This window comes from Streptomyces sp. R35 (assembly GCF_041053035.1).
Lineage (GTDB): Bacteria > Actinomycetota > Actinomycetes > Streptomycetales > Streptomycetaceae > Streptomyces > Streptomyces lutosisoli.
The window spans coordinates 7,098,606-7,122,715 of record NZ_CP163440.1 but is presented as its reverse complement, the minus strand read 5'-3'; the positions used below and the strand labels follow the sequence as shown (position 1 = coordinate 7,122,715).

Genomic DNA, 24,110 nt, shown 5'->3' with positions numbered 1-24,110 from the left:
GTGCACGACGACGAGCACGGCAACGAACACGGCAACGGCCACGGCGACGAGAGAGAAAGACTGTTCATGATCAGCAGTGGGCGGCTCGCGGGCCGCGAGGCCACGTGGTACGACCTGCCCGCCTTCGCCGCGGGCGCCGGATTCGCCCTGGCCGACGTGCCGTACAGCGGCCGGGTGCTGCTGGAGTCGCTGCTGCGCGACGGCGAGCCGCAGACGGCCGCGGTGCTGGGCAAGCGGCTGGCCGCCGGTCAGACACCGGACGTGGAGATGGTGTTCCGCCCGGCCCGGATCCTGATGCAGGACTACACCGGCATCCCCCTGCTCGTGGACCTGGCGGCGCTGCGCGACCAGGTGTCCCGGCCCGGACGGGTCAACCCGGCGCTGCCCGTCGACGTGGTGGTCGACCACTCGGTCCAGACGGACTGGGCGGGCCGGCCGGACGCCCTGGCCCTCAACGAGGCGCTGGAGTGGGACCGCAACCGCGAGCGGTACACGTTCCTGAAGTGGGCCGAGTCGGCGTTCGACGGGCTGCGCGTGATCCCGCCGGGCCGCGGCATCGTCCACCAGGTGAACCTGGAGCGGCTGGCGACGGTGGTGGCATCGGGCCCAGACGGCCTGCTCCGCCCCGACACAGTGATCGGCACCGACAGCCACACCACCATGGTCAACGGCCTCGGTGTGCTGGGCTGGGGCGTGGGCGGCCTGGAGGCGGAGACCCTGATGCTCGGCCTGGCCCAGCCGATGCGCGTCCCGCCCCTCGTCGGCGTCCGGCTCACCGGCACCCCGCGGCCGGGGACCTCCCCCACCGACCTCGTCCTCGCCCTCACCCGGCGGCTGCGCGAGGAGAACGTCCGGGGACTGCTGCTGGAGTTCACCGGTCCCGGCGTGGCCGCACTCACCGCCGCCGACCGCTGCACCATCGCCAACATGGCACCCGAGTACGGAGCCATGAGCGCCTTCTTCCCTGTGGACGGCGAAACCCTGCGCTATCTGCGGCAGACCGGGCGCGCCGAGGACGACGTCCGGCTCGTCGCCGAGTACTGCCGCGCGCAAGGGCTGTTCGCGGACGGCACGGACGCCGACGGTACGGACACAGCCGGCACGGGGCCGCGCTTCGGGCGGGTGATCGACTTCGACCTCGGCTCGGTGCGCACCGGTCTCGCCGGCCCGAGCCGCCCGGACCAGCACATCTCCCTGGCCGAACTCCCCGGATCCTTCGCCGATCTCACATCGCGTCCGCCCCGGACCGCGAACGGGCTGAGCGACGGCGACATCGTCATCGCGTCGATCACCTCCTGCACCAGCACCTCCAACCCGAAGGCCATGCTGGCGGCCGGTCTGCTGGCCCGCCGGGCCGTGGAGCGCGGTCTCACCGTGCCCGCCCACGTCCGCACGAGCCTGTCCCCCGGCTCGCGTACCGTCACCCGCTACCTTCGCGCCGCCGGCCTGCTCGCCGACCTGGAGAAGCTGGGGTTCCATGTCGCCGGCTACGGCTGCATGACCTGCAACGGCGGCAGCGGACCGCTGGCCGACGGAGTCGGCGAGACGGTGGAGCACGCGGATCTGACGGTGTGCGCGGTCCTCAGCGGCAACCGCAACTTCGAGGCCCGGGTGCACGCCCAGGCGCGGGCCGGCTATCTGGCCTCCCCCGCGCTCGTGGTCGCCCTGGCCCTGACGGGCCACGTCCGCGCCGATCTGGAGACGGAGCCCCTGGGCACCGACCACGACGGCAAACCCGTGCACCTGCGCGACCTGTGGCCGGATGCCGCCGAACTCGCGGCGCTGGAGGCGGAGTACGTCACCCCGGAGGTGTTCGCGGCCGAGACCGCGAGCGCCGGCGACACGGCGGCCGCGCCCGCCGGAGCACCGGCCGGTGACCAGTGGAGCGCGCTCCCCGCGTCCGGCTCGGACGTCTTCCCCTGGGACCAGGCGTCCACCTACATCCGCCCGCCCGCCTACGTCGGCGCGCGCCCCCGCTCCGGCCCGCTCACCGGCGCCCGGGTGCTGCTCGCCCTCGGCGACGACGTCAGCACCGACCACATCTCCCCCGTGGGCGCCATCCGCGCCGACTCTCCGGCCGGACGGCATCTGCGCGAGCACGGGGTGCGGGACTTCAACTCGTACGGGTCACGCCGCGGCAACCACGAGGTGATGGCGCGCGGCACCTTCGCCAACCCGCGCCTCGTCAACCGGCTGCTCGGCGACGGGGACGGCGGCGGGCAGACCGCGCATCTGCCGAGCGGCGAGCGGCTGCCGGTCTACGACGCTGCCGAGCGGTACGCCGCCGACGGCACCCCCTTGATCGTGCTCGCCGGCCGCAGTTACGGCATGGGCTCGTCGCGCGACTGGGCGGCGAAGGGTCCGTGGCTGCTCGGAGTGCGCGCGGTGCTCGCGGAGAGCTTCGAACGCATCCACCGCGCCAATCTCTGCGCGATGGGCATCCTGCCTCTGCTGCTGCCCGAGGGCGCGTCCTGGCCCTCGCTCGGGCTGACCGGCCGGGAGGAGTTCGACCTCTCCCTGGACCGGGCCCGGCAGAGCGGCCTGGTCGACGTCCGCGCGGAGGGCGTCACGTTCACCGCCCGCGCCGATGTGCACTCCGCGGGCGAGTGGGACGTCCTGCTGGCCGGCGGCACCATGCCCTATCTGCTGGGCCGCCTCACCCCGGCGACCGGGCCGGACGCCGCACCGGAGCAGGCCCGGTGAGCGCCCGTCTGCTGCACGAGCTGGGCCTGTCGCCGGCCGCCGAGGCACTCACCGAGCGGGGCGGTGTGTTCGCTCCGGTTCACCTCGGAACCCGTGACGTGCGCGTGGGTACGCTGCTCGACGCGGTGCACGCCGAACCGGGTCTGCTGCCGCCGCGCAGCGGCCACCTGGGCAACTGGGAGGACATCGCGCTGGGCCGGTCCGGCCCGATGGACTTCAACACCGCCGTCTGCGGCGGCGGCCACGGCTTCCCGCTCATCTACGGCTTCACCCAGACCGAGGCCGAGGAGGCCGGCGGCGACGACGTCTATCTGCCCGGTTCGCTGGTCGAAGGGGGCCGACGCCGGCCGCTGCCGCTGCACACCTGGGACGGCCGGGCCTTCGTCCGCCGGGACCGCTCCCGCCCGCTGTTCTGCCCCCTGGTGCGGGCCGACGTGGACGGCGAGCTGACTCCGCTGGTCGAGGTGCACTGGCGGCGGATGCGCGCGCTCACCGGATACCGCTTCGAACTGGAGGCGACCCGGCTGCTGGCACACGCTCCGCTGGTGACCGACATGCTCTGCGTCCTGCTCGCGGAGGCGGGCCGCAAGGAGAACCCGCGCCGGGCGTTCGCCGAGCTGATCAGCCACGCGGCCCGGCTCGACGGCCGGGTGGGCCGCTGCGAGCTGCGCCCCGACGGCACGGGCTACCTGCTCGACGGCCACCGGTTCGGCTCCGCCCGCGAGCTCGCCGAGGCCGCCCTCCTGCCCCTGCGGGCGCTGACCGAACCCCACTGGTTCTTCGACACGCTGAGCGCGCTCCCGCCGGTCCTTCCGGTGATGTCGCACCTGTTGACGACCGTGCTGTCGGCGCTGTTCGGCGTGGACTATCCCGACGTACGGCAGCGTGCGGACGTACCGGAGCCGGTGACGGTTCTCTCGCGGGCGCCCGGTCTCACGGACGGCGGTTTCCGGGTCCATCTGCACTGGGGGGCCCGGGCGATGGCCGGCTGTCCGCCACGCCGCGGCGGCTACTTCGGCCGCAAGTCCACCGCCCGTGCGATGCGCGGCATCACGGGCCCGCTGGTGCGGGACTTCGCCGAGGCGCACCCGCTGTGCTTCGTGCTGCTGCCCGCCCCCGTCTTCATGCTCTGCCCGCCCGGTACCTCGGCCGGGGACGCGGAGGTGCTGGCGGGCCTGTTCAAGACCACCCTGTCCGCGCCCGGCGACCAGGCCTACGAGACGGCGCTGGGCTGGCTGGCCGGGCACCGGGACACCCTGTCCGCGTATGTGCTCAACCGGTTCCGGGACGGCAGCGGAGTGCCGCACGACGGAGCGAGCCGCGAACCGGCCGTTCCCGTCGAGCCGGACGGCTTCCGCGAACTGACCCTGCGCCAGGCCTCCGCACTGGTCGCGGCCTTCGAGGAGGCACTGGCATGACGGACACGAAACCGCGGAACGTCGCCGGGACACCAATGCACACCGGGCACCGCCAAATCGAGATCACCCTGAGCGAGCCCTTCGCCAGCAACACCGGCGTGACCACGCACGTACGCCAGAGCGTGCTGCGCCTGGACTGGTCGGGGCTGACCGGATACGGGGCCGCGCTCGCCGCCGATCCCGCCGAACTGGACGCCTGCGCACCGCTGCTCGCCGACGCGACGCCGTACGACCTGCGCCGGGTCCTCGACACGCTGCGCGCCGCCGGGGTGCGTCCGGCCGTCGCCGCGGCGGTCGATCTCGCGCTGCACGACCTGCTCGGCAAGGCCGCCGGCCAGCCCCTGCACCGGATGCTGGGGCTCGCCGGACTGCCGCTCGCCCCGAGCGCACTGTCCATCGGCGCCGGAAGCGACGACGAACTTCTCCGCAAGGGAAGGGAGTTCGGCGCCTGGCCGATCCTGAAGCTCAAGCTGACACCGGACGACGACGGCAGCCGCGCCGGAGTGCTCCGCTCGGTCTACGGCGGTCGCATCTGGGTCGACGGCAACGGCTCCTGGAGCCCCGAGCGGGCCGTGGAGGTGGCCCACGAGCTGGCCCGGCACGGGGTCGAGCTGCTCGAACAGCCCGTCGCCCGGGGGAATCCGGCCGGCCTGGGCCATGTGCACCGCAATGCGCCGATACCGGTGGTCGCCGACGAGGACTGCGTGCTGCCCGAGGACGTACTGCCGCTGCGCGGCCGGGCATCGGCCGTGAACATCAAGCTCACCAAGTGCGGCGGACTGCGCGCCGCGCTCGACATGATCACGCTGGCCCGGCAGGCCGGCCTGGGTGTGATGCTGGGCTGCAAGACCGAGAGCGCCCTCGGGGTGACGGCGATGGCCCAACTGGCGCCGCTCGCCGACCATCTGGACCTCGACGGCCATCTCGACCTGTGCGACGACCCGTTCTCCGGCGTGGTGATCGACCGGGGCAGGATCGTGCTGCCGGACGCCCCCGGACTGGGCGCCCAGGCCGTCCACGCCGACGACATTCCGTAAGGAGAACCGACATGCAATTCCGCTGTGCCGTACTCGACGACTTCCAGAACGTCGCCACCGCCTTCGGCGACTGGTCACCGGTGAGCGACCGGGTCGAGGTCGTCACCTTCACGGGGCACTTCGCGACCGAGGACGAACTCGCCGAGGCCATCGCCGACTTCGACTTCGTGGTCACGCTGCGGGAGCGGGTGCCCTTCCCGGCCTCACTGCTGAACCGCCTGCCCCGGCTGAAGCTGCTGATCGCCGCGGGCATGCGCAACTCCGTGATCGACTATGCGGCGGCGCGGGCGAACGGCGTCACCGTGTGCGGCACCCAGAGCTCCTCGACCCCGCCGGTCGAGCTGACCTGGGCCCTGCTCCTGGGCCTCGCCCGCGGCCTCGTCCAGGAGAGCGGGGCCCTGCGCGACGGGGGCCCCTGGCAGTCCACCGTCGGCGCCGATCTGCACGGCCGCCGGCTCGGCCTGCTCGGCCTGGGCCGGATCGGCGGCCTGGTGGCACGGGTCGGACTCGCCTTCGGCATGGAGGTCACCGCCTGGAGCCAGAACCTCACCAAGGAGCGCGCTGAGGAGGTCGGGGTCCACCTGGCCGCTTCCAAGGAGGAGTTGCTCGCGGACAGCGACTTCGTCTCCGTGCACCTGAAGCTCGGCGACCGGACCCGCGGGCTGCTCGGCGCGGCCGAGTTCGCGCTGCTCAAGCCGTCCGCCTACCTCGTCAACACCTCCCGGGCCGCGATCGTCGACCAGGACGCGCTGCTCGCCGCGCTGCACGAGGGCCGGATCGCCGGCGCCGGCATCGACGTCTTCGACGTAGAGCCCCTGCCCGCCGGCCACCCGATGCGCACCGCTCCGCGCCTGCTCGCCACCCCGCACCTCGGCTATGTGTCCCGGGCCAACTACGAGCGCTACTACGGCCAGGCCGTCGAGGACATCCAGGCCTACCTCGCCGGCGAGCCCGTACGGATCCTCGGCTGACGATCCGCCACGGATCCCACCCGGCCACTCACCGAACCACCGCGTCCCACCGCCCTACGTCCGATCGGAGACCACCACCGTGAGCGCGCACCGCCGTCTCATGAAACTCGGCGCCTTCCTCCCCGCGCCCGGCCACCATGTCGCCGCCTGGCGGCACCCCCACGCACGCCCCGACGGGGGCCTGGACTTCGACTACTACCGCTCGTTGGTGCAGACCGCCGAACGAGGCAAGTTCGACATGGTCTTCCTCTCGGACGGCGCCGGGGTACGCACCACCTACCGGGACGCCGAGGAGCTGAGCCGGCAGGGCCGCATGGTCCACTTCGAGCCGCTGACCCTGCTGTCCGCCCTCGCCGTGCACACCACGCACATCGGGCTCACAGCCACCGCCTCCACGACGTACAACGAACCCTTCAACATCGCGCGGAAGTTCGCCTCGCTGGACTTCCTGAGCTCCGGCCGCTCGGGCTGGAACGTGGTCACCTCGGTCACCGACGCCGAGGCCCAGAACTTCAACCTGGACAAGCAGCCGGACCACGCCGCCCGCTACCGCCGGGCCCGTGAGTTCATGGACGTGGTCACCGGGCTGTGGGACAGCTGGGAGGACGACGCGTTCTCGTACGACAAGGAGTCGGGCCGTTTCTTCGACCCGGCCAAGCTGCACATCCTGCACCACAAGGGCGAGCACTTCTCGGTGCGCGGCCCGCTCAACGTCGCCCGCCCGCCGCAGGGTTACCCGGTGATCGTGCAGGCCGGTTCCTCCGCCGACGGCCAGGACTTCGCCGGCCGCTGGGCCGAAGTGGTGTTCACGGCGCAGCAGACGCTGGACCAGGCGCAGACGTTCTACCGGGGCATGAAGAAGCAGGTCGCCGAGCACGGCCGGAACCCGGACGACGTGAAGATCCTGCCCGGCGCGTTCATCGTGGTCGGCCGCACCCGGGCGGAGGCCGAGGACAAGTACGCCGTCCTCCAGGACCTGGTCGACCCGGTGGTCGGGCTCGGGCTGCTGACCGGTCAGCTGGGCGACGTCGACATCTCCGGACACCCGCTGGACGGCCCGCTGCCCGAACTGCCGCCCACGGAGGGCTCCACCAGCAAGCAGCAGCTGATCTACGAGCAGGCCAGGCGGGAGGGGCTGACCATCCGCGAGCTGTATCTGTCGGTGGCGGCCGGGCGCGGCCACCGGTTCCTGCTCGGCACTCCCGAGTCCATCGCGGACGAGCTGGAGGACTGGTTCGTCAACGAGGCCGCCGACGGCTTCAACATCATGCCCGACTATCTGCCGGACGGCCTCGACGCCATCGTCGATCTGCTGGTGCCGGAGCTCCAGCGGCGCGGACTGTTCCGTACCGACTACGAGGGCACCAGCCTGCGCGCCAACCTCGGGCTGCCCCGGCCCGCGTTCGCCTCCGCCCGCCGTGCGGCTGAGGTGCGGGCGTGACCGTCGAGGGAGCGGCCCTGCGCTCGGCGCTGCGCGCGCACGCCTCCGGGGTGGCGGTGCTGACCGCGGCCGGTACCGCGGGGCCGGCCGGGGTGACCATCACGTCCTTCACCTCGGTCAGCGCCGATCCGGCCCTCGTCTCCTTCTGCCTGGCCGAGACCTCGTCCACCTGGGCCAGAATCCGGGACTGCGAGTGGTTCGGGATCCAGGTGCTGAGCGCCGAACAGGCCGACGTCGCCGAGCGGTTCGCCGCCTCCGGCGCCGACCGGTTCGCGGCGCCCACCCGCTGGCACACCGGTCCGCACGGCGTTCCGCTGCTCGACGACTGTCTGGCCTGGCTGGTCTGCTCCCGCCGCGAACGGCTCCGGCTCGGCGACCACCACATGGTGGTCGCCGCCGTCGAGCACGCCCTGGCCGGGGCGCCGGGCGACGCCCTGGTGCACCTGCGCGGTGCCGTACGCCCCGTGGCCGCGCCCCGCGCGTCCCTCGTTCCCTGAAACCCCGACCGCTCCGCCGGCCCCACGGGCCGGAACTCCCGTCCAAGGATGCCCCCGACATGCCCAAGGTCCTTCTGTACTCCCGCCAGCCGTTGGCCAAGCGCCCCCTCCAGGACTGGCTGGACAACGCCGCCGACACCGTCGTCCTGGTCACCACGCACAAGGCGGTGGCCGGTTCGGAGGACGTGCTCGCGGAGCACTTCCCCGAGCACCGGCTGGTGGACGACTACTACGCGTGGTCCACCGAGCTCGTCGCCGAGGAGGCGGCCCGGACGTACGGTGTCGGGCTGGTGGCGAGCACGAGTGAGGACGACGTACTGCGGGCGGCCCGGCTGCGTGATCGCCTGGGCGTCCCGGGACAGGACACCGCCGGCGCCACCGCCTACCGGGACAAGGTGGTCATGAAGCGGCTGCTGCGGGACGCCGGACTGCGCGTGCCGTCCTTCGCCGCGGTCGACGGCCCGCTGGACCTGCTCGACTTCCTCGACGCCGAGGACGGTCCCGTGGTCGTGAAACCGCGGACCGGGGCCGGCGCGGAGGGCGTGAGCATCCTGCGCGACCGGGCGGACCTGGACGCGTTCCTGGCGAGGCAGAGCACCTCCGAGGTGCCCTTCCTGCCGGGCCAGTGGATGGCCGAGGGCTTCGTCCACGGCGACTTCTTCCACGTGGACGGCATCATGCGGGGCGGCCGGATCCTGCACTGCTGGCCGTCCCAGTACAACAGCGGAGTCGCCGAGCATCTGCAGGGCCAGACCCAGCTCAGCAGCGTGCTGCTCGGCGCGGACGACGACCGTACGCCCCTGCTGCGCGGGCTGGCCGCCGAGGTCGTCGCCGCGCTGCCGCCCGCCGCGCAGCCGCTCGCCTTCCACCTGGAGGCATGGCTCGGCGCCGACGGCAGCCCCGTCGTGTGCGAGATCGCCAGCCGGGCGGGCGGCGCTCTGATCGCCGAGGCCTACGAGCGGTCCTTCGGCGTCCACCTGGCCAAGGAGGGGCTGCGCGCCCAGTGCGGCAGTGCGCTCACCCTCACCGACCAGCCCGCCGGGCCCGAATCCCTCACCGGCTGGGTTCTCTTCCCGCCCGGCCACGGCAGCTTCGCCCCGCCCGCCGAACCGTGCCCGGTGCCCGGCGTGGACCTCACCGTGCGCCTGGAACCCGGCACCGAGTGCACGGGCCTGGAGTACGCGACCCACTCGGCGGCCGACGCCCTCGTCACCGCCGACACCCCCCAGGAGGTCCGCAAGCGCCTCGCTCTCCTGACGGAGTGGTGGCACCTGCACACGAACTGGGACTAGACGTCGCAGCGGAACGCTGACGACTGCTCCCAGTTCTGGCGGGTGGACGCCGGTCACACCTACGGGATCTCCGGCACCGGCCTGGACTGGGAGCTCGGCTGGTCGGCGACAACATCTTCGTCGCCGTCACGCCAAATACGCCGCACCCTTCGACGACCCCGGAGCGCACGCGATCCCTTGACGTGCCCCTGGCAAGGTGGGTTCATGGGAGCGCTCCCATGTTTCTTCTGACGCTCAGGTCTCTTGGCGCTCATGGCGCTCACTCTTTGGAGGCGCAGTGAGAACAGCAAGAAGCACGACACGAACGAGCCCCGTCACCGCTCTGCTGACCGGGCTGATCACCCTCCTGGGACTCATCGTCCTCGGCACCGTCGGCCCGACCCCGGCCCAGGCGCAGTCACAGTCACCGCAGCAGTCCCCGTCACCCGGCGCCCTCGCCGCCGGCCTCCACATCAGCGACGGCCGCCTGCTCGAAGGCAACGGCAACGACTTCATCATGCGTGGCGTCAATCACGCCCACACCTGGTACCAGGGCAAGACGACGCAGTCGCTGGCCGACATCAAGGCGCTGGGCGCCAACACGGTCCGTGTCGTCCTCGCCGACGGCCACCGCTGGAGCGCGAACAGCGCGGCGGACGTGGCCAACGTCATCTCACAGTGCAAGGCCAACCGGCTCATCTGCGTGCTGGAGGTGCACGACACCACCGGCTACGGCGAGGACACCGCGGCCGGCACGCTCGACGAGGCGGCCGACTACTGGATCGGCCTGAAGGACGTGCTGGCCGGGCAAGAGAACTACATCGTGATCAACATCGGCAACGAGCCCTGGGGCAACACGAATCCTGAAGGCTGGACCGCCCCCACCATCGCCGCGGTCAAGAAGCTGCGCGACGCCGGGCTCGCGCACACGATCATGGTGGACGCGCCCAACTGGGGCCAGGACTGGCAGGGCGTCATGCGCGCCAACGCCCAGTCCGTGTACGACGCCGACCCCACCGGCAACCTGATCTTCTCGATCCACATGTACAGCGTCTTCGACACGCCCCAGGAGATCACCGACTACCTGAACGCCTTCGTCAACGCCAAACTGCCCATCCTCATCGGCGAGTTCGGAGGCCCTGCCGACCAGTACGGCGACCCGGACGAGGACACCATGATGGCCACGGCCCAGCAGCTCAAGCTCGGCTATCTGGCCTGGTCCTGGAGCGGCAACACCGACCCGATCCTCGACCTGGCGATCAACTTCGATCCCACGCAGCTCAGTTCCTGGGGCCGGCGTGTCTTCAACGGCGCCAACGGCATCGCCCAGACCGCCAAGGAAGCCACCGTCTACTCCGGCGGCAGCTCGGGCGACACCCAGGCCCCGACCACCCCCGGCACCCCGACCGCCTCCTCCGTGACGGCCACCTCCGCCACCCTCACCTGGACCGCCGCCACCGACGACGTCGGCGTCACCGGCTACGACATCGTCCGCGTCAGCGGCAGCTCCGAGACCAAGATCGCCACCTCCACCACCAACGCCGTCACCGTGCCCGGCCTCACCGCCGACACCACGTACACGTTCGCCGCCTACGCCCACGACGCCGCCGGAAACCGCTCGGCCCGCTCGGCCACGGTGAACGTCACCACCGGCAGCACTCCCAGCGGGAGCTGCTCCGTCGGCTACCGCATCGTGGGCGAGTGGCCGGGCGGCTTCCAGGGCGAGATCAGCATCGGCAACACCGGCACCACCGCCATCAGCGGCTGGAAGCTCGCCTTCGCCTTCGCCGACGGCCAGACCGTCACGAACATGTGGGGAGGTACGCCCACACAGAGCGGCGGCACCGTCAGCGTCACCCCCGCCTCCTACACCTCCACCATTCCCGCCGGCGGCTCGGTCACCGTGGGCTTCATCGCCGGCAAGGGCTCCACCAACACCGCCCCGACCACCTTCACCCTCAGCGGTGCCACCTGCGCCACCGCCTGATCCGGCCGACCCGGCTGGTGTTCTCGGCCGACTCGGGCTGATCGACACACACGACCGCGGAGCCGGCCGGCCCGTCCACGGCCGGCCGGCTCCGCGTCCGGTCATTCCTTGGCGGCGGCGAGGGCGGCCAGTTCTCGGTCGACCGCGATCTGGTGCGCCTCGGCGTCCTCACGCGCCCTCTTCGGGCTCCAGCGACCCGCCATCACGAAGACGAAGGGCAGGAAGAGCACCTGGCCGCCGACGCAGATCCACCACCAGTTGCGCCACTCGCCGGGTCCGTCCTTCGACGCCTTCTGGACCTTGGCGCCGTACTCCTGCAGCAGCTTCAGCTGCGGCGCCACCTTCTGCACGACGCCCAGGTTCTCCGCGCCGACCTCCTTGACGGCGCGGGCGCCCAGCGCGGGCGGCACCGTGGTCGGGGTGTACTTGTTCAGCTCGGCGAAGAGCTGAGGGTGCGCGTTGACGATGGCCAGCGCGGGCGCCGCCTGCACCGAGGCGGCCTTGACCTCGGCGCCGTGCTCCACGAGCGGGGTCACTGAGGTGACCAGCACCGGGATGAAGGCCGCGGAGACGGCGACCACGATGCGCACCGTCCAGCCCCACACCGCCAGGCCCGCCGCGGTCGCCGCCGGGTTGTGCTTCTCCACGGTCTCGGTGAAGCTCGCCATCCAGGGTGCGTAGGCGATGCCGCTGAAGACGCCGATGCCGATGAACAGCCAGGCGAAGGTGTAGTAGTCGGTCGTCAGGTGAGTGGCGCGGGTGGCGAAGATCGCGGTCACCACGACGGAGCCGACCGCGCCGACGATCATGAAGGGTTTGCGCACCTTCAGCCGGTCCGAGAGCAGGCCGACCAGGACCAGGGCGATGGCGTTCGCCCCCCAGTACCAGTTGGCCAGCGCGTTGGTGCGCTGCTCGCTGTAGCCGAAGGTGGTCGCGAAGTAGACGACGAAGTTGCCGACCGCCGCGTAGTACAGCAGCAGGAACACGGCGATGGCGAAGGCCGAGCCCAGCACGTCCAGGCGCATCATCTGCCGCCACTCGCCGCGGCGCACCGCCTCGGTGTCCAGCCCCTTGGCGCGCGCCTCGACCAGCGCCCGGTCCCGCAGCGACACCATGGTCTGGTCGCGCAACGCCGGGGACAGCTCGCGCAGCGCGAAGATCGCGACGACGAAGACGACGAACCCGGCGATCGCCGAATAGCGCAGCTCGTCCTGCCAGGTGGCGCTGTCGAGGGTGTTGCTGGTGACGGTGGTGACCACCAGAGAGCCGATGACCGGGCCCATCGTCCAGTACCCCATCGCGGTGGCACGGCCGAGCTGTGGGGAGAAGTCCCTGATCAGCGCGGGGGTGGCGACCAGCACGATGCCCTCGATGAAGCTGACGAGCGCGAAGAGCACCAGATAGGTGGTCTTGTTCGCCGCGTTCGGCAGCCCGAAGAAGACCAGCAGCGCGGCGATCAGCAACCCGTAAACCACCAGATTCGCCCGGCCCCAGCGATCCGCCAGACCGGCCACGAGCGAGGCGAAGGCCCCGATCGCGTTGCCGATCACCGAGACCCAGACGAAGTAGCGGTACGTCATGTCGAAGTGCGTGATGATCGACGTCGCCACCGCGTACTGGATGTACAGCATGTAGTAGAGGACGACGGTGGTGATGACCACGATCGCGAGATACGTCATACGGCGACCGGTGGGCGGGTAGTCCGCCAGATCTCGGCGGTACAGCCAGGTAAGCGGGGTGCGGGCGTCCACGGCGGGCGCATCGGGCGCGGGTCTGTCGGCGTCGAACGCCGTCGGAGTGGCGGACATACGGCTCCTCCTGGGGGATACGCGGAAACCGGGTGTTTGCGTCGGTTCGACGGGGGACAAGGTGCGCCCGGCTCCGAGAGCGTGGCCAGAGGCTAGTACCGACTAGTCGGTATGCCTAGGGGTCTGCACGAGGTCCTTCACCCCGTTCACCACCCGGCCGCCGACGGATCCCGGCGGAGGGGTCACGTTTGACGTCTTCGATGAGCTTGTTGACCCGAGCGAGCATCTTGCGATCGTTCTTGAGCCGGGAGGCCGTGAAGTCCTCCCGGCCCTGATCCCTGAGGCCTTGAGCAGTCGCCGTGCATCTGCAGGCGAGAGCAACAGGTACGAGCCCTCGCGCAGCGCCGCATAGTCCTCGGCCGAGACGAGCACGGTATTGACGGAGGATCAGAAAACCCGGCACACCCCAGCGCGGGAAGCAGCAAGGGGCCGACTCCCGAAAGAGTCGACCCCTTGACACCTGCGAACTCGACGAACGACCTAGCTCAAAGCAACGAACCGGTCACACGTTGAAGCGGAACTCCACCACGTCGCCGTCCTGCATGACGTAGTCCTTGCCCTCCATGCGGGCCTTGCCCTTGGCGCGGGCCTCGGCGACCGAGCCCGTCTCGACGAGGTCCGCGAAGGAGATGACCTCGGCCTTGATGAAGCCCTTCTGGAAGTCGGTGTGGATGACACCGGCGGCCTCGGGGGCGGTCGCGCCCTTCTTGATGGTCCAGGCGCGGGATTCCTTGGGGCCGGCCGTCAGGTACGTCTGGAGGCCGAGGGTGTTGAAGCCGACGCGGGCCAGGGTCGTCATGCCGGGCTCCTCGACGCCGACCGACTCCAGGAGCTCCATGGCTTCCTCCTCGTCGAGCTCGGCGAGGTCCGCCTCCAGCTTGGCGTTGAGGAAGATCGCCTCCGCGGGGGCGACCAGGGCGCTCTGCTCGGCCTTGAAGGCGTCGTCGACCAGCTCGTCCTCGTCCACGTTGAAGACGTACAGGAACGGCTTGGTGGTGAGCAGGTGCAGGTCGTGCAGCAGTTCCTCGTTGCCGGATCCCTGGACGATGCCCGCGGAGAAGAGCGTGTCGCCCCTCTCCAGGATCGCCTGCGCCGCCTCGACCGCCGCGACCTTCGGGCCGATGTCCTTCTTGATGCGCGATTCCCGCTGGAGGCGCGGCAGGACCTTCTCGATCGTCTGGAGGTCCGCGAGGATCAGCTCGGTGTTGATCGTCTCGATGTCGTCCTTGGGCGAGACCTTGCCGTCGACGTGCACGACGTTCTCGTCCTTGAAGGCACGGATGACCTGGCAGATGGCGTCGGACTCGCGGATGTTCGCGAGGAACTTGTTGCCCAGGCCCTCGCCCTCGGACGCGCCCTTCACGATGCCCGCGATGTCGACGAAGTCGACGGTGGCGGGGAGGATCTTCTGCGAGCCGAAGATCTCGGCCAGCTTCGTCAGCCGCGCGTCGGGGACGCCGACCACGCCCACGTTCGGCTCGATCGTGGCGAACGGGTAGTTGGCCGCGAGCACGTCGTTCTTGGTCAGGGCGTTGAACATGGTCGACTTGCCGACATTGGGCAGACCGACGATTCCGATCGTGAGCGACACGTTGCGACTTCCCGTACGTGAGGATGTTGAGGATGTGAGGACTGGGGCTGCGCGGCCCGGGTCCTTCATGGCTGCCATGACCGGTGACCGGCATGGCTGATGCGCGGGCCGATCCACCAGTCTACGGCGTGCCCGGGCCCGCACCGGCGACGTATCGAACGCTTGGCCAAGGTCTGCCTATCGGCGTGTCTCGGCGTGTCTGAAGGGCTATTCGACACATAAACCGACCTAAGTTGGTCCAGTGGAGCAACACAGGACGCGTCCCCCTCAGTACCGACCGCGACGCGGCATGCCCGTTCCGGCACAAGCCGGGCGGGGCTCGGACGGCGATGTGCGGCGGGGCGCCCCTGCGGCTCGGCGGCCCGCGCCGCCGCTGGTCCAGGCGGTGCGGCGGATGCCGAACCCCCGGCTCACCGGGCTGGGCAGCGGGCTGTTCTGCGGTGCGTCGATGTTCGCGCTCGGCTGCCTCGACCAGTTGCTGTTCGGGGCGTCGCCGACGGTGTACGGGGTGCTGTTCCTGCCGGTGTGCGCGCTGACCGCGGTGTGGGTGCGGCGGGGGGACCTGGTGACCGCGCCCGTCGTCGTACCGATCGCCTTCGCCTTCGGGCTGCTGCCGGTCGCCGACGACAGCGGGGGCGGGGTCGGCGGCCACGCGATGGGGCTGGTCACCGCGCTCGCCCTGCAGGCGGGGTGGTTGTACGGGGGGACGCTGGTCGCCGGTCTGATCGTGACCGTCCGCAAGGTACGGCTGATGAGCCGCCGGGCCGCCCAGCGACGCGCCCAGGCCGCCGCCGCGCGGCGGGATCTCCCGCCCGGCCGGCCGTCCCGGCCGGCCGGATAGCCCGACTCCGGGACGACAGCCGGCGAGCTGGGACGGCAGTCGGCGATCCGGGGCAGTCGGTGAGCCGGGGCACCCGGCGGACGGCGACGGCCCGCACTCCACTCCCGAAGCGCAGCCCTACGCCGCCGACTTCGCCGCTCTCATCGCCGCTCCCACGATCCCCGCGTTGTTCTGCAGCTGCGCCGGGACGATCTCCGCCTTGATGTCCTCGATGAGGTGCAGGAATCGGTCGGACTTGCGGCTGACTCCGCCGCCGATGATGAAGAGCTCCGGGGAGAAGAGCATCTCGACGTGGGCGAGGTACTTCTGCACGCGGTGCGCCCAGCGCTCCCAGGTGAGCTCGTGGTCCTCCTTGGCCTTGGTGGAGGCGCGCTTCTCGGCCTCGTGGCCGGCGAGCTCCAGATGGCCCAGCTCCGTGTTCGGGACGAGGACACCGTCGTGGAAGAGGGCGCTGCCGATGCCCGTGCCGAAGGTGAGGAGGATGACCGTGCCCTGACGGTCGCGTCCGGCACCGAATTGCATCTCGGCGACGCCCGCCGCGTCCGCGTCGTTCAGCACGGTCACCGGGAGGCCGCCCAGCCGCTCGCCGAGCAGGGCGCGCGCGTCGGTGTCGATCCAGGCCTTGTCGACATTGGCAGCAGTACGGATGGTGGCGCCGCCGGTGACCACACCGGGGAAGGTGATCCCGACCGGGCCCGTCCAGCCGAAGTGACCGACGACCTCCTTCACGCCGTCGGCCACCGCGTCGGGCGTCGCCGGCTGCGGGGTGAGCACTTTGTAGCGCTCCTCTGCCAAGTCGCCGCGGTCCAGGTCCACGGGAGCACCCTTGATCCCTGAACCGCCGATGTCCACACCGAAGATCTGCATGGCCCTACGTTACGTCGTACGACTGACAGTCACTTCTCGGGCTCGGGTGCCACACGGCCCCCGGGCCCTCACTTCTCGCCGGTGCGCTCCGCGACCAGTGCCGCCGCCTCCGCGCGCAGATCGCGGCGCAGCTCCTTCGGCAGCGAGAAGGTGATGGACTCCTCGGCCGCCTTGACGATCTCGACGTCCTCGAAACCACGCTGCGACAGCCACTCCAGGACCTGCTCGACCAGGACCTCCGGGACGGACGCACCCGAGGTGACGCCGACCGTCGTCACGCCGTCCAGCCACGCCTCCTCGATCTCGTCGGCGAAGTCCACGAGGAACGCGGCGCGCGCGCCCGCGAGCTTGGCGACCTCGACGAGACGTACGGAGTTGGAGGAGTTCTTCGAGCCGACCACGATGACGAGGTCCGCTTCCTCGCCCATCTGCTTCACGGCCAGCTGACGGTTCTGCGTGGCGTAGCAGATGTCGTCGCTCGGCGGGGAGATGAGCTGCGGGAACTTCTCCTTCAGCGCGTCGACCGTCTCCATGGTCTCGTCGACCGACAGCGTGGTCTGGGAGAGCCAGACGACCCTGGAGGGGTCGCGGACCTCGACCTTGGCGACGTCCCCGGGGCCGTCCACGAGGGTGATGTGGTCGGGCGCCTCGCCGGAGGTGCCGATGACCTCCTCGTGGCCCTCGTGCCCGATCAGGAGGATGTCGAAGTCCTCGTTCGCGAACCGGACCGCTTCCTTGTGCACCTTGGTGACCAGCGGGCAGGTCGCGTCGATGGTGGCGAGCTTGCCCGCGGCGGCCTCGTCGTGGACGACCGGGGCGACGCCGTGCGCCGAGAACATGACGATGGACCCCTCGGGGACCTCCGCCGTGCGCTCGACGAAGATCGCGCCCTTCTTCTCCAGGGTCTGCACGACGTACTTGTTGTGAACGATCTCGTGCCGGACATAGATCGGGGCCCCGTACTGCTCAAGGGCCTTCTCGACGGCGATCACGGCACGGTCCACGCCCGCGCAGTAGCCCCGGGGGGCGGCGAGCAGGACACGGCGGCCAGGCGAAGCAGTCATGCACCCCATCGTAAGGCCGCGCCCGGCGGGTCAAAGATCGCCTCCTTGGGAACACTGTGAGGATCCGGGCGGGGAGCTGGGAGGGGTGGGGCCAGGCGCGACCCTCGGGAGGCACGATGTCCGGCACGGAGCCCGCAGTGGACACAGCCCGCACGGCCGACCCGGAACACGGACTGCGGCGCAGCCTCGGCTTCCGGGATCTGGTCGTCTACGGGCTGCTGTTCATCGCCCCCATGGCGCCGGTCGGAGTCTTCGGGACCCTCGACGCCAAGTCGCACGGTGCGGTGGCGCTGGTCTACGTCGTCGCCACGATCGGCATGGCTTTCACCGCTTTCAGCTACGCCCAGATGGTCCGCGTGGTCCCTCAGGCGGGTTCGGTGTTCGCCTACGCGCGCGTGGGTCTTGGACGAGGGGCCGGATTCATCGCCGGGTGGATGGCGATGCTGGACTATCTGCTCATCCCGGCGGTGGCGTACCTCTTCTCGGGGATCGCCATGAACTCCCTGGTGCCGGACGTCTCCCGGTGGGTGTGGACGGTGCTCGCGGTCGTCGTCACGACACTCCTGAACCTCTGGGGCGTACGGGCCGCCGCCCGGGTCGGCTTCCTGGTGCTCGCCATGGAAATCGTGGTCCTTCTTGTCTTCATCGTGTCGGCGACCGTCATGCTCGCGCGCGACGGGGCCCACCGCGACTGGCTGTCCCCGCTGTCCGGCGACGGCACGCAGGGCGCGTTCGCGCTGTCGGCGGTGATCGGCGGCGTCTCGGTCGCCGTGCTGTCATATCTGGGCTTCGACGCGATCGCCACGTTCGCGGAGGAGGTCACGGGAGGCTCGGAGAAGGTGGCCCGGGCGGTGCTGTTCTGTCTGGCGTTGGCGGGTGTGCTGTTCGTCGCCCAGACGTATCTGGTGGCGCTGCTGGAGCCGCTGTCGTCCGCGCAGCTCGCCGCCGATCCCGGCAAGCAGGGGCCGGCTTTCTACGACGCCGTGGACTCCTCGGTCGGTTCGTGGCTGCACAACCTGGTGGCGGTGAGCAAGGCGATCGGTGCGGCGTTCGCGGCGCTCGCCGGGCAGGCCGCGGCGGGGCGTCTCGTCTTCGCGATGGCCCGCGACCGGCGGCTGCCGCGGGCGCTGGCGCGGACGGACTCCGGGGTGCCGCGGGCCGCGCTGCTGTGCGCGGCTGTCATCACGCTGGTCGCCGCGGTGTGGGCTGCGCGGCGCGACGACGGCCTCGACAAGCTGGTGTCGGTCGTCGACATCGGTGCGCTGACCGCGTTCACGTTGCTGCACGCGAGCGTGGTGGGCTGGTTTGCCGTGCGGCGTCGGGGTGGGGTGGTGGTGTGGTGGCGGCATGTTCTGGTGCCCGTCGTCGGCGCGGTGATCACTGTTGCGGTGATGGTCGAGGCGTCCGGGACTGCGCAGGTGGTGGGGGTGATGTGGCTGGTGGTGGGGTTTGGGGTGTTGGTGGGGCAGCGGGGGCGGGGGATCGAGGGGGTTGGCTAGGTGACCGGGGTCAGGCTGGACCGAAGCGGTTTTCGCCCCCGCCGCCCCTACCCGTCCCATCCTTCTGGGGCTCCGCCCCAGACCCCGTTCGGTTGTGTGTCGGGTGCGGGTGCGTGGGGGCTGGTCGCGCCCCGCGGCGGAGCCGCAAATGTCACAGCCCCGCGCCCCTGACGGCTCGGGGCTGCGCCCCGTCGCCCCCGGCCCGCCCCGGGTGCTTTTGTCTTTTAGGGGCGCGGGGAACTGCGCGCCCAGCCCCCACCCACCCGCAGTCGACCGTTTAAGGGGCGCGGGGAACGGCGCAATCTTTTAGGGGGGTCTGGGGGCGCAGCCCCCAGGAACGGGATGGGACGGGTAGGGGCGGCGGGGGCGAAGAAAGCGAGCCCGCTGCACTCAGTCCTCGTCGCAGCAGCGGAGGTGTTGTCAGTCGGGGCCGTTAGTCTCGGACGCATGGCTCTCAACACGTCCGCGGACGCCCCGCTGCCCGTCGGCGAGGTGTCGCGGCTCATCGGGGGATGGATCGACCGGCTCGGCGCGGTTTGGGTCGAGGGGCAGATCACTCAGCTGTCGCGGCGGCCGGGAGCCGGCGTCGTGTTCCTGACGCTGCGGGATCCGTCGTACGACATCTCCGTGAGCGTGACCTGCTATCGGCAGGTGTTCGACGCCGTGGCCGACGTGGTCAGCGAGGGCGCCCGTGTCGTCGTCCACGCGAAGCCAGAGTGGTACGCGCCACGGGGGCAGCTGTCGCTGCGAGCCGCCGAGATCAAGCCGGTGGGAGTCGGGGAACTCCTCGCCCGTCTTGAGCAGTTGAAGAAGTCGCTGGCCAGTGAGGGATTGTTCGCCGCCGAGCGCAAGAAGCAGCTGCCCTTCCTGCCGCAGCTGATCGGGCTGGTGTGCGGCAGGGCATCCGCGGCCGAGCGGGACGTGCTGGAGAACGCGCGCCACCGCTGGCCGGCCGTCCGCTTCGAGGTCCGCAACGTCGCGGTGCAGGGCGTGCACGCGGTGCCGCAGGTCGTGCAGGCTGTGAAGGACCTGGACGCGCGGGACGATGTCGACGTGATCATCGTGGCGCGGGGCGGCGGCAGCGTGGAGGACCTGCTGCCGTTCTCCGACGAGCAGCTCGTACGAGCCGTGGCCGCGTGCCGTACGCCCGTCGTGTCGGCCATCGGGCACGAGCCCGACAACCCGCTGCTCGACCACGTGGCCGACCTGCGCGCGTCCACACCGACCGACGCCGCCAAGAAGGTCGTGCCGGACGTCGGCGAGGAGTACGAACGGGTGCGGTTCCTGCGGGACCGGGCGCGGCGCAGCGTCCAGTCCTTCATCGAGCGGGAGGAGCGCGGCCTCGCGCATGCGCTGGCCCGCCCCTCGATAGAGGATCCGCACCGCATGGTCGACGAGCGGGCGGACCAGGTCGCCGCCCTGCTGGACCGCGGCCGGCGCACCCTCGGGCACCTCCTCGACCGCGCCGACTCGGAGCTGACGCACACCCACGCGCGCGTGGTGGCCCTCTCCCCCGCGGCGACCCTCCAGCGGGGGTACGCGGTACTGCAGAAGGGCGACGGTCACGTGGTCCGGGGGCCGGACGAGGTGGCGGCGGGCGAGGAGTTGCGGGCGCGGGTCGCCGAGGGTGAATTCACGGTACGAGTCGATGCATAGGGTGGGCGCATGACCAGCAAGGTGGACGAAGCGCTCGGGTACGAGCAGGCGCGGGACGAGCTCATCGAGGTCGTACGCCGTCTGGAGGCGGGCGGTACGAGCCTGGAGGAGTCCCTCGCCCTCTGGGAGCGGGGCGAGGAGCTGGCAAAGGTGTGCCGGCGGTGGCTGGAGGGCGCGCGCAAGCGGCTGGACGCGGCACTCGCGGAAGAGGGAGACGAGACCGAGGGCGGCTCGGGCGGCTCGGGCGGCTCCGAGTAGCCAGCCGAGCAGCCGATCCTTGAAAGTTGAAGCACATGTGAAGTGGATCACGTTGCGCCACTTTTGGTTGAAGCTTAAACCTTCCTGTCGTACTGTCGAGACCTCAAGCCGATCCCCCCGGATCCCCGCTCGTCCCGAGAAGGTTTTTCATGTCTCTCGTTCTTGACCCCACCGCCCAGGACCTGCTGTTCCGCGAGGCCCGCACCGCGAACACGTTCACCGACGAGCCGGTGACCGACGAGCAGGTGCAGGCGATCTACGACCTGGTCAAGTACGGCCCGACCGCCTTCAACCAGTCGCCGCTGCGCATCACCCTGGTCCGTTCCGCCGAGGCCCGCGAGCGCCTGGTGAAGCACATGGCCGAGGGCAACCAGCCGAAGACCGCCACCGCCCCGCTGGTCGCGATCCTCTCCGCGGACAACGAGTTCCACGAGGAGCTCCCGACCCTCTTCCCGCACTTCCCGGCCGCCAAGGACCTCTTCTTCTCCGAGCGTCCGGCCCGTGAGGGTGCCGCCTCCCTGAACGCCGCCCTCCAGGCCGCCTACTTCATCATCGGCGTCCGCGCCGCCGGCCTCGCCGCCGGTCCGATGACCGGTCTCGACTTCGCGGGCGTCCAGAAGGAGTTCCTGGACGGCGACCACACCCCGCTGATGGTCGTCAACATCGGCAAGCCGGGCGAGGACGCCTGGTTCCCGCGCTCCCCGCGCCTGGCGTTCGACGAGGTCGTCACCACCGTCTGATCCCGCGCGACCAGCACGTCCAGCACGCACGCGTACGAGAAGGGCCCCCGGCAATGGCGCCGGGGGCCCTTCTCGTACGTACGCACCAAGGCGTACGCCTGCTGCAAGCTCAGGACGTCTTCAGGGCCCCGGCCATCTTCGCCAGCTGGCCGAACGACGCCGTTCCGGTCACCACCGTCGTGGAGCCTTTGCTCTTGAGCACGAGAGCGTCGTAGCGACCCCCCGTGTACCGCTGCCACGTCTGGTCGCCGATGCGCTGGGTGACCTTCGTCTCCTCGGCGCCCTGGCTGGCCGTGTCGATGAACACGGCCGACTTCTGCGTGGACTGCTCGATCGCCACATACTGGCCGTCCGGGGCATGGAAGCCCAGGTGCCAGGTGTCGAACTCCGAGCCGTCGTACCGCACCGACGTCGCCTTCCACGTCTTGGGCAGGCCCTCGGGCGCCGCCACGGGATAACTCGCCGCGCGGCGCGCCGTGAGCAGCTCGACCTGGTAGTCGACGCGCTTGAGGGGAGGCGCTGAGTCGTCGTGCGGGATGAAGATGTAGATGATGCCCGCCATGAGCCCGATAAGGGCCAAGGAGAGGATCATGTCCCGGACCGACTGCTTGCCTTTCGTACCTGCCACGGACCTATCGTCGCAGGTGCCCCGGCCTGCTCATCCGTAGGGTCCCCTGCTCATTTTGTCGGCCTAACGATAGAGTCGGGGCCATCACCCTCATCCGGCCGTCGTCGTATCAGAAAGGTGCGTCTCGATGACCGAGAATCATCAACTGCCGTCCGAACTCGAGGTCCCCTCCGAGGCCCCCGACCGAAATCTCGCCCTGGAACTGGTCCGCGTCACCGAGGCCGCCGCGATGGCCGCGGGCCGCTGGGTCGGCCGCGGCGACAAGAACGGCGCCGACGGCGCCGCCGTGCGGGCCATGCGGACCCTCGTCTCCACCGTCTCGATGAACGGCATCGTCGTCATCGGTGAGGGCGAGAAGGACGAGGCCCCGATGCTCTTCAACGGGGAGCGCGTGGGCGACGGGACCGGTCCCGAGTGCGACATCGCCGTCGACCCGATCGACGGGACCACGCTCACCGCCAAGGGCATGAGCAACGCGATCGCCGTGCTCGCCGCCGCCGACCGCGGCACCATGTTCGACCCGTCCGCGGTCTTCTACATGGACAAGCTGGTCACCGGCCCCGAGGCCGCCGACTTCGTCGACATCAACGCGCCCGTCTCCGTGAACATCCGGCGGGTCGCCAAGGCCAAGCGCTCCACGCCCGAGGACGTCACGGTCGTCATCCTCGACCGGCCGCGTCACGACGGGATCATCAAGGAGATCCGGGAGACCGGCGCGCGCATCAAACTGATCTCCGACGGCGATGTCGCCGGCTCGATCCTGGCCCTGCGCGAGGGCACCGGCATCGACCTGCTGCTCGGCATCGGCGGCACGCCCGAGGGCATCATCTCGGCCTGTGCGGTCAAGTGCCTCGGCGGCACCATCCAGGGCAAGCTGTGGCCCAAGGACGACGAGGAGCGGCAGCGCGCCATCGACGCCGGTCACGATCTGGACCGCGTACTGACCACGAACGACCTGGTCTCCGGCGAGAACGTGTTCTTCGTCGCCACCGGGATCACCGATGGTGAGCTGTTGCGTGGGGTGCGGTATCGGGCGGAGACCGCCACGACTGAGTCGATCGTCATGCGGTCCAAGTCGGGTACGGTGCGGCAGATTACGTCGGAGCACCGGTTGAGCAAGCTGCGGGCTTATAGCGCGATTGACTTCGACCGGGCCAAGTAACTCCGTCGGGTATGCCAGGTAACTGCGGACCGTGGGTAGCTGCGGGTTGGATGTGGCTGGTCGCGCAGTTCCCCGCGCCCCTGAAGGGGCGCCTGAAGGGACGCATGCCTGAAGGAGCTCTTGCCTGACGAGTGTCCACGGAAAGAGGGGCGCCCCCTGTGCGGAGGGGCGCCCCTCTTTTGTGCTTGGCGGTTAGCCGGCTGCCGCTATCGTCCCCCGGGTGGCCTTCTGGAGTTCGAGGTCGCGGCGGCGGCGCCTGGCGAGGACCACTCGGCGTTCGGCGGCGGTGAGGCCGCCCCAGACGCCGTACGGCTCGGGTTGCAGCAGTGCGTGTTCGCGGCACTCGACCATCACCGGGCAACGGGCGCAAACGCGCTTCGCCGCCTCCTCACGGGAGAGCCGGGCCGCGGTGGGTTCCTTGGAAGGGGCGAAGAACAGGCCGGCTTCGTCTCGCCGGCACACCGCCTCCGTGTGCCATGGGGCTTCCTGATCCCTGTCCCGCACTGGCGCCCGCTGGGCCGGAACGGCAGCTACCTGCAGGGACTGATGCGGCGGTTGCAGCACGGTCTACTCCTGACGACGGCTTCGCGAGCGTGCCGGGCACCGCGGAAAGTTCCACAGCGCCCTCCAAGAGACGATGCAGCAAGGCCTACCCGCTGTGCGCGCGCCTA

Annotated in this window: 20 protein-coding genes and 2 pseudogenes; 14 read left to right on the top strand and 8 right to left on the bottom strand. The window is 70.6% G+C overall.

Annotated features, from left to right (window positions below; all coding sequences use genetic code 11):
• The 8 genes from acnA to AB5J50_RS32365 all read left to right on the top strand — a co-directional run bounded on the left by acnA (position 1) and on the right by AB5J50_RS32365 (position 11,325).
• Entirely contained in the window at positions 1 to 2,703 is a 2,703-nt protein-coding gene (gene acnA / locus AB5J50_RS32400) for an aconitate hydratase AcnA (RefSeq protein WP_369261752.1), read from the top strand.
• Positions 2,700 to 4,121 (top strand): DUF6025 family protein, encoded by a 1,422-nt coding sequence (locus tag AB5J50_RS32395; RefSeq protein WP_369261751.1) that lies wholly within the window; start codon positions 2,700 to 2,702, stop codon positions 4,119 to 4,121. The genes acnA and AB5J50_RS32395 overlap by 4 nt, the downstream gene beginning before the upstream one ends.
• On the top strand, positions 4,118 to 5,158 hold the full coding sequence (locus AB5J50_RS32390; RefSeq protein ID WP_369261749.1) for a mandelate racemase/muconate lactonizing enzyme family protein: 1,041 nt from the start codon (positions 4,118 to 4,120) through the stop codon (positions 5,156 to 5,158). The genes AB5J50_RS32395 and AB5J50_RS32390 overlap by 4 nt, the downstream gene beginning before the upstream one ends.
• An 11-nt stretch (positions 5,159 to 5,169) precedes the next feature.
• Entirely contained in the window at positions 5,170 to 6,129 is a 960-nt protein-coding gene (locus AB5J50_RS32385; protein ID WP_369261747.1) for a D-2-hydroxyacid dehydrogenase family protein, read from the top strand.
• A 79-nt stretch (positions 6,130 to 6,208) separates the two neighbouring features.
• On the top strand, positions 6,209 to 7,570 hold the full coding sequence (locus AB5J50_RS32380; protein ID WP_369261746.1) for an LLM class flavin-dependent oxidoreductase: 1,362 nt from the start codon (positions 6,209 to 6,211) through the stop codon (positions 7,568 to 7,570).
• Positions 7,567 to 8,067, top strand: a complete 501-nt coding sequence (locus tag AB5J50_RS32375; protein ID WP_369261744.1) for a flavin reductase family protein — start codon at positions 7,567 to 7,569, stop codon at positions 8,065 to 8,067. The genes AB5J50_RS32380 and AB5J50_RS32375 overlap by 4 nt, the downstream gene beginning before the upstream one ends.
• A 59-nt stretch (positions 8,068 to 8,126) precedes the next feature.
• Positions 8,127 to 9,359, top strand: coding sequence for an acetyl-CoA carboxylase biotin carboxylase subunit family protein (locus AB5J50_RS32370; RefSeq protein ID WP_369261743.1), 1,233 nt, complete (start codon positions 8,127 to 8,129; stop codon positions 9,357 to 9,359).
• 277 nt (positions 9,360 to 9,636) lie between these two features.
• Complete coding sequence (locus AB5J50_RS32365) at positions 9,637 to 11,325, top strand: cellulase family glycosylhydrolase (protein ID WP_369261742.1); 1,689 nt, start codon at positions 9,637 to 9,639, stop codon at positions 11,323 to 11,325.
• 101 nt (positions 11,326 to 11,426) lie between these two features.
• On the opposite strand, the gene AB5J50_RS32360 is transcribed toward AB5J50_RS32365, so the two are convergent.
• From AB5J50_RS32360 to ychF, 4 genes and pseudogenes are all read right to left on the bottom strand, one after another.
• Positions 11,427 to 13,133 (bottom strand): nitrate/nitrite transporter, encoded by a 1,707-nt coding sequence (locus tag AB5J50_RS32360; RefSeq protein ID WP_369261741.1) that lies wholly within the window; start codon positions 13,131 to 13,133, stop codon positions 11,427 to 11,429.
• A gap of 166 nt (positions 13,134 to 13,299) precedes the next feature.
• Positions 13,300 to 13,410, bottom strand: a pseudogene (locus AB5J50_RS32355) (Txe/YoeB family addiction module toxin); the annotation flags it as partial.
• A gap of 5 nt (positions 13,411 to 13,415) precedes the next feature.
• Positions 13,416 to 13,511: pseudogene (locus AB5J50_RS32350) on the bottom strand (type II toxin-antitoxin system prevent-host-death family antitoxin); the annotation flags it as partial.
• Positions 13,512 to 13,635: 124 nt separating this feature from the next.
• Entirely contained in the window at positions 13,636 to 14,724 is a 1,089-nt protein-coding gene (ychF, locus tag AB5J50_RS32345; protein WP_330307056.1) for a redox-regulated ATPase YchF, read from the bottom strand.
• Between the two features lie 241 nt (positions 14,725 to 14,965).
• Here ychF and AB5J50_RS32340 point away from each other — a divergent pair, with 241 nt between their 5' ends.
• Positions 14,966 to 15,565, top strand: a complete 600-nt coding sequence (locus AB5J50_RS32340; RefSeq protein ID WP_369261740.1) for a DUF6542 domain-containing protein — start codon at positions 14,966 to 14,968, stop codon at positions 15,563 to 15,565.
• A gap of 117 nt (positions 15,566 to 15,682) precedes the next feature.
• Here AB5J50_RS32340 and ppgK read toward each other — a convergent pair whose 3' ends face one another.
• Positions 15,683 to 16,432: a polyphosphate--glucose phosphotransferase gene (gene ppgK, locus AB5J50_RS32335; protein WP_369261739.1), complete on the bottom strand. Its 750-nt coding sequence runs from the start codon at positions 16,430 to 16,432 to the stop codon at positions 15,683 to 15,685.
• 68 nt (positions 16,433 to 16,500) lie between these two features.
• Entirely contained in the window at positions 16,501 to 17,505 is a 1,005-nt protein-coding gene (locus tag AB5J50_RS32330; protein WP_369261737.1) for a 4-hydroxy-3-methylbut-2-enyl diphosphate reductase, read from the bottom strand.
• Positions 17,506 to 17,612: 107 nt separating this feature from the next.
• Here AB5J50_RS32330 and AB5J50_RS32325 point away from each other — a divergent pair, with 107 nt between their 5' ends.
• The 4 genes from AB5J50_RS32325 to AB5J50_RS32310 all read left to right on the top strand — a co-directional run bounded on the left by AB5J50_RS32325 (position 17,613) and on the right by AB5J50_RS32310 (position 21,649).
• Positions 17,613 to 18,995 (top strand): APC family permease, encoded by a 1,383-nt coding sequence (locus AB5J50_RS32325; RefSeq protein ID WP_369261736.1) that lies wholly within the window; start codon positions 17,613 to 17,615, stop codon positions 18,993 to 18,995.
• Positions 18,996 to 19,442: 447 nt separating this feature from the next.
• Complete coding sequence (gene xseA / locus AB5J50_RS32320) at positions 19,443 to 20,651, top strand: exodeoxyribonuclease VII large subunit (protein WP_369261735.1); 1,209 nt, start codon at positions 19,443 to 19,445, stop codon at positions 20,649 to 20,651.
• Between the two features lie 9 nt (positions 20,652 to 20,660).
• Positions 20,661 to 20,909 (top strand): exodeoxyribonuclease VII small subunit, encoded by a 249-nt coding sequence (locus AB5J50_RS32315; protein WP_369261733.1) that lies wholly within the window; start codon positions 20,661 to 20,663, stop codon positions 20,907 to 20,909.
• Positions 20,910 to 21,058: 149 nt separating this feature from the next.
• A complete protein-coding gene (locus tag AB5J50_RS32310) occupies positions 21,059 to 21,649 on the top strand; it encodes a malonic semialdehyde reductase (protein WP_369261731.1) in 591 nt (196 codons plus the stop codon).
• Positions 21,650 to 21,758: 109 nt separating this feature from the next.
• Here the strand turns inward: AB5J50_RS32310 and AB5J50_RS32305 are convergent, their stop codons facing one another.
• Positions 21,759 to 22,277: a DUF4245 domain-containing protein gene (locus tag AB5J50_RS32305; protein WP_369261730.1), complete on the bottom strand. Its 519-nt coding sequence runs from the start codon at positions 22,275 to 22,277 to the stop codon at positions 21,759 to 21,761.
• Between the two features lie 127 nt (positions 22,278 to 22,404).
• Here AB5J50_RS32305 and glpX point away from each other — a divergent pair, with 127 nt between their 5' ends.
• The gene (gene glpX / locus AB5J50_RS32300; protein ID WP_369261728.1) at positions 22,405 to 23,439 is read left to right on the top strand and encodes a class II fructose-bisphosphatase; all 1,035 of its coding nucleotides are present in this window, start codon (positions 22,405 to 22,407) and stop codon (positions 23,437 to 23,439) included.
• Between the two features lie 192 nt (positions 23,440 to 23,631).
• Here glpX and AB5J50_RS32295 read toward each other — a convergent pair whose 3' ends face one another.
• The gene (locus AB5J50_RS32295; RefSeq protein ID WP_327431372.1) at positions 23,632 to 24,003 is read right to left on the bottom strand and encodes a WhiB family transcriptional regulator; all 372 of its coding nucleotides are present in this window, start codon (positions 24,001 to 24,003) and stop codon (positions 23,632 to 23,634) included.
• Positions 24,004 to 24,110: the final 107 nt, after the last annotated feature.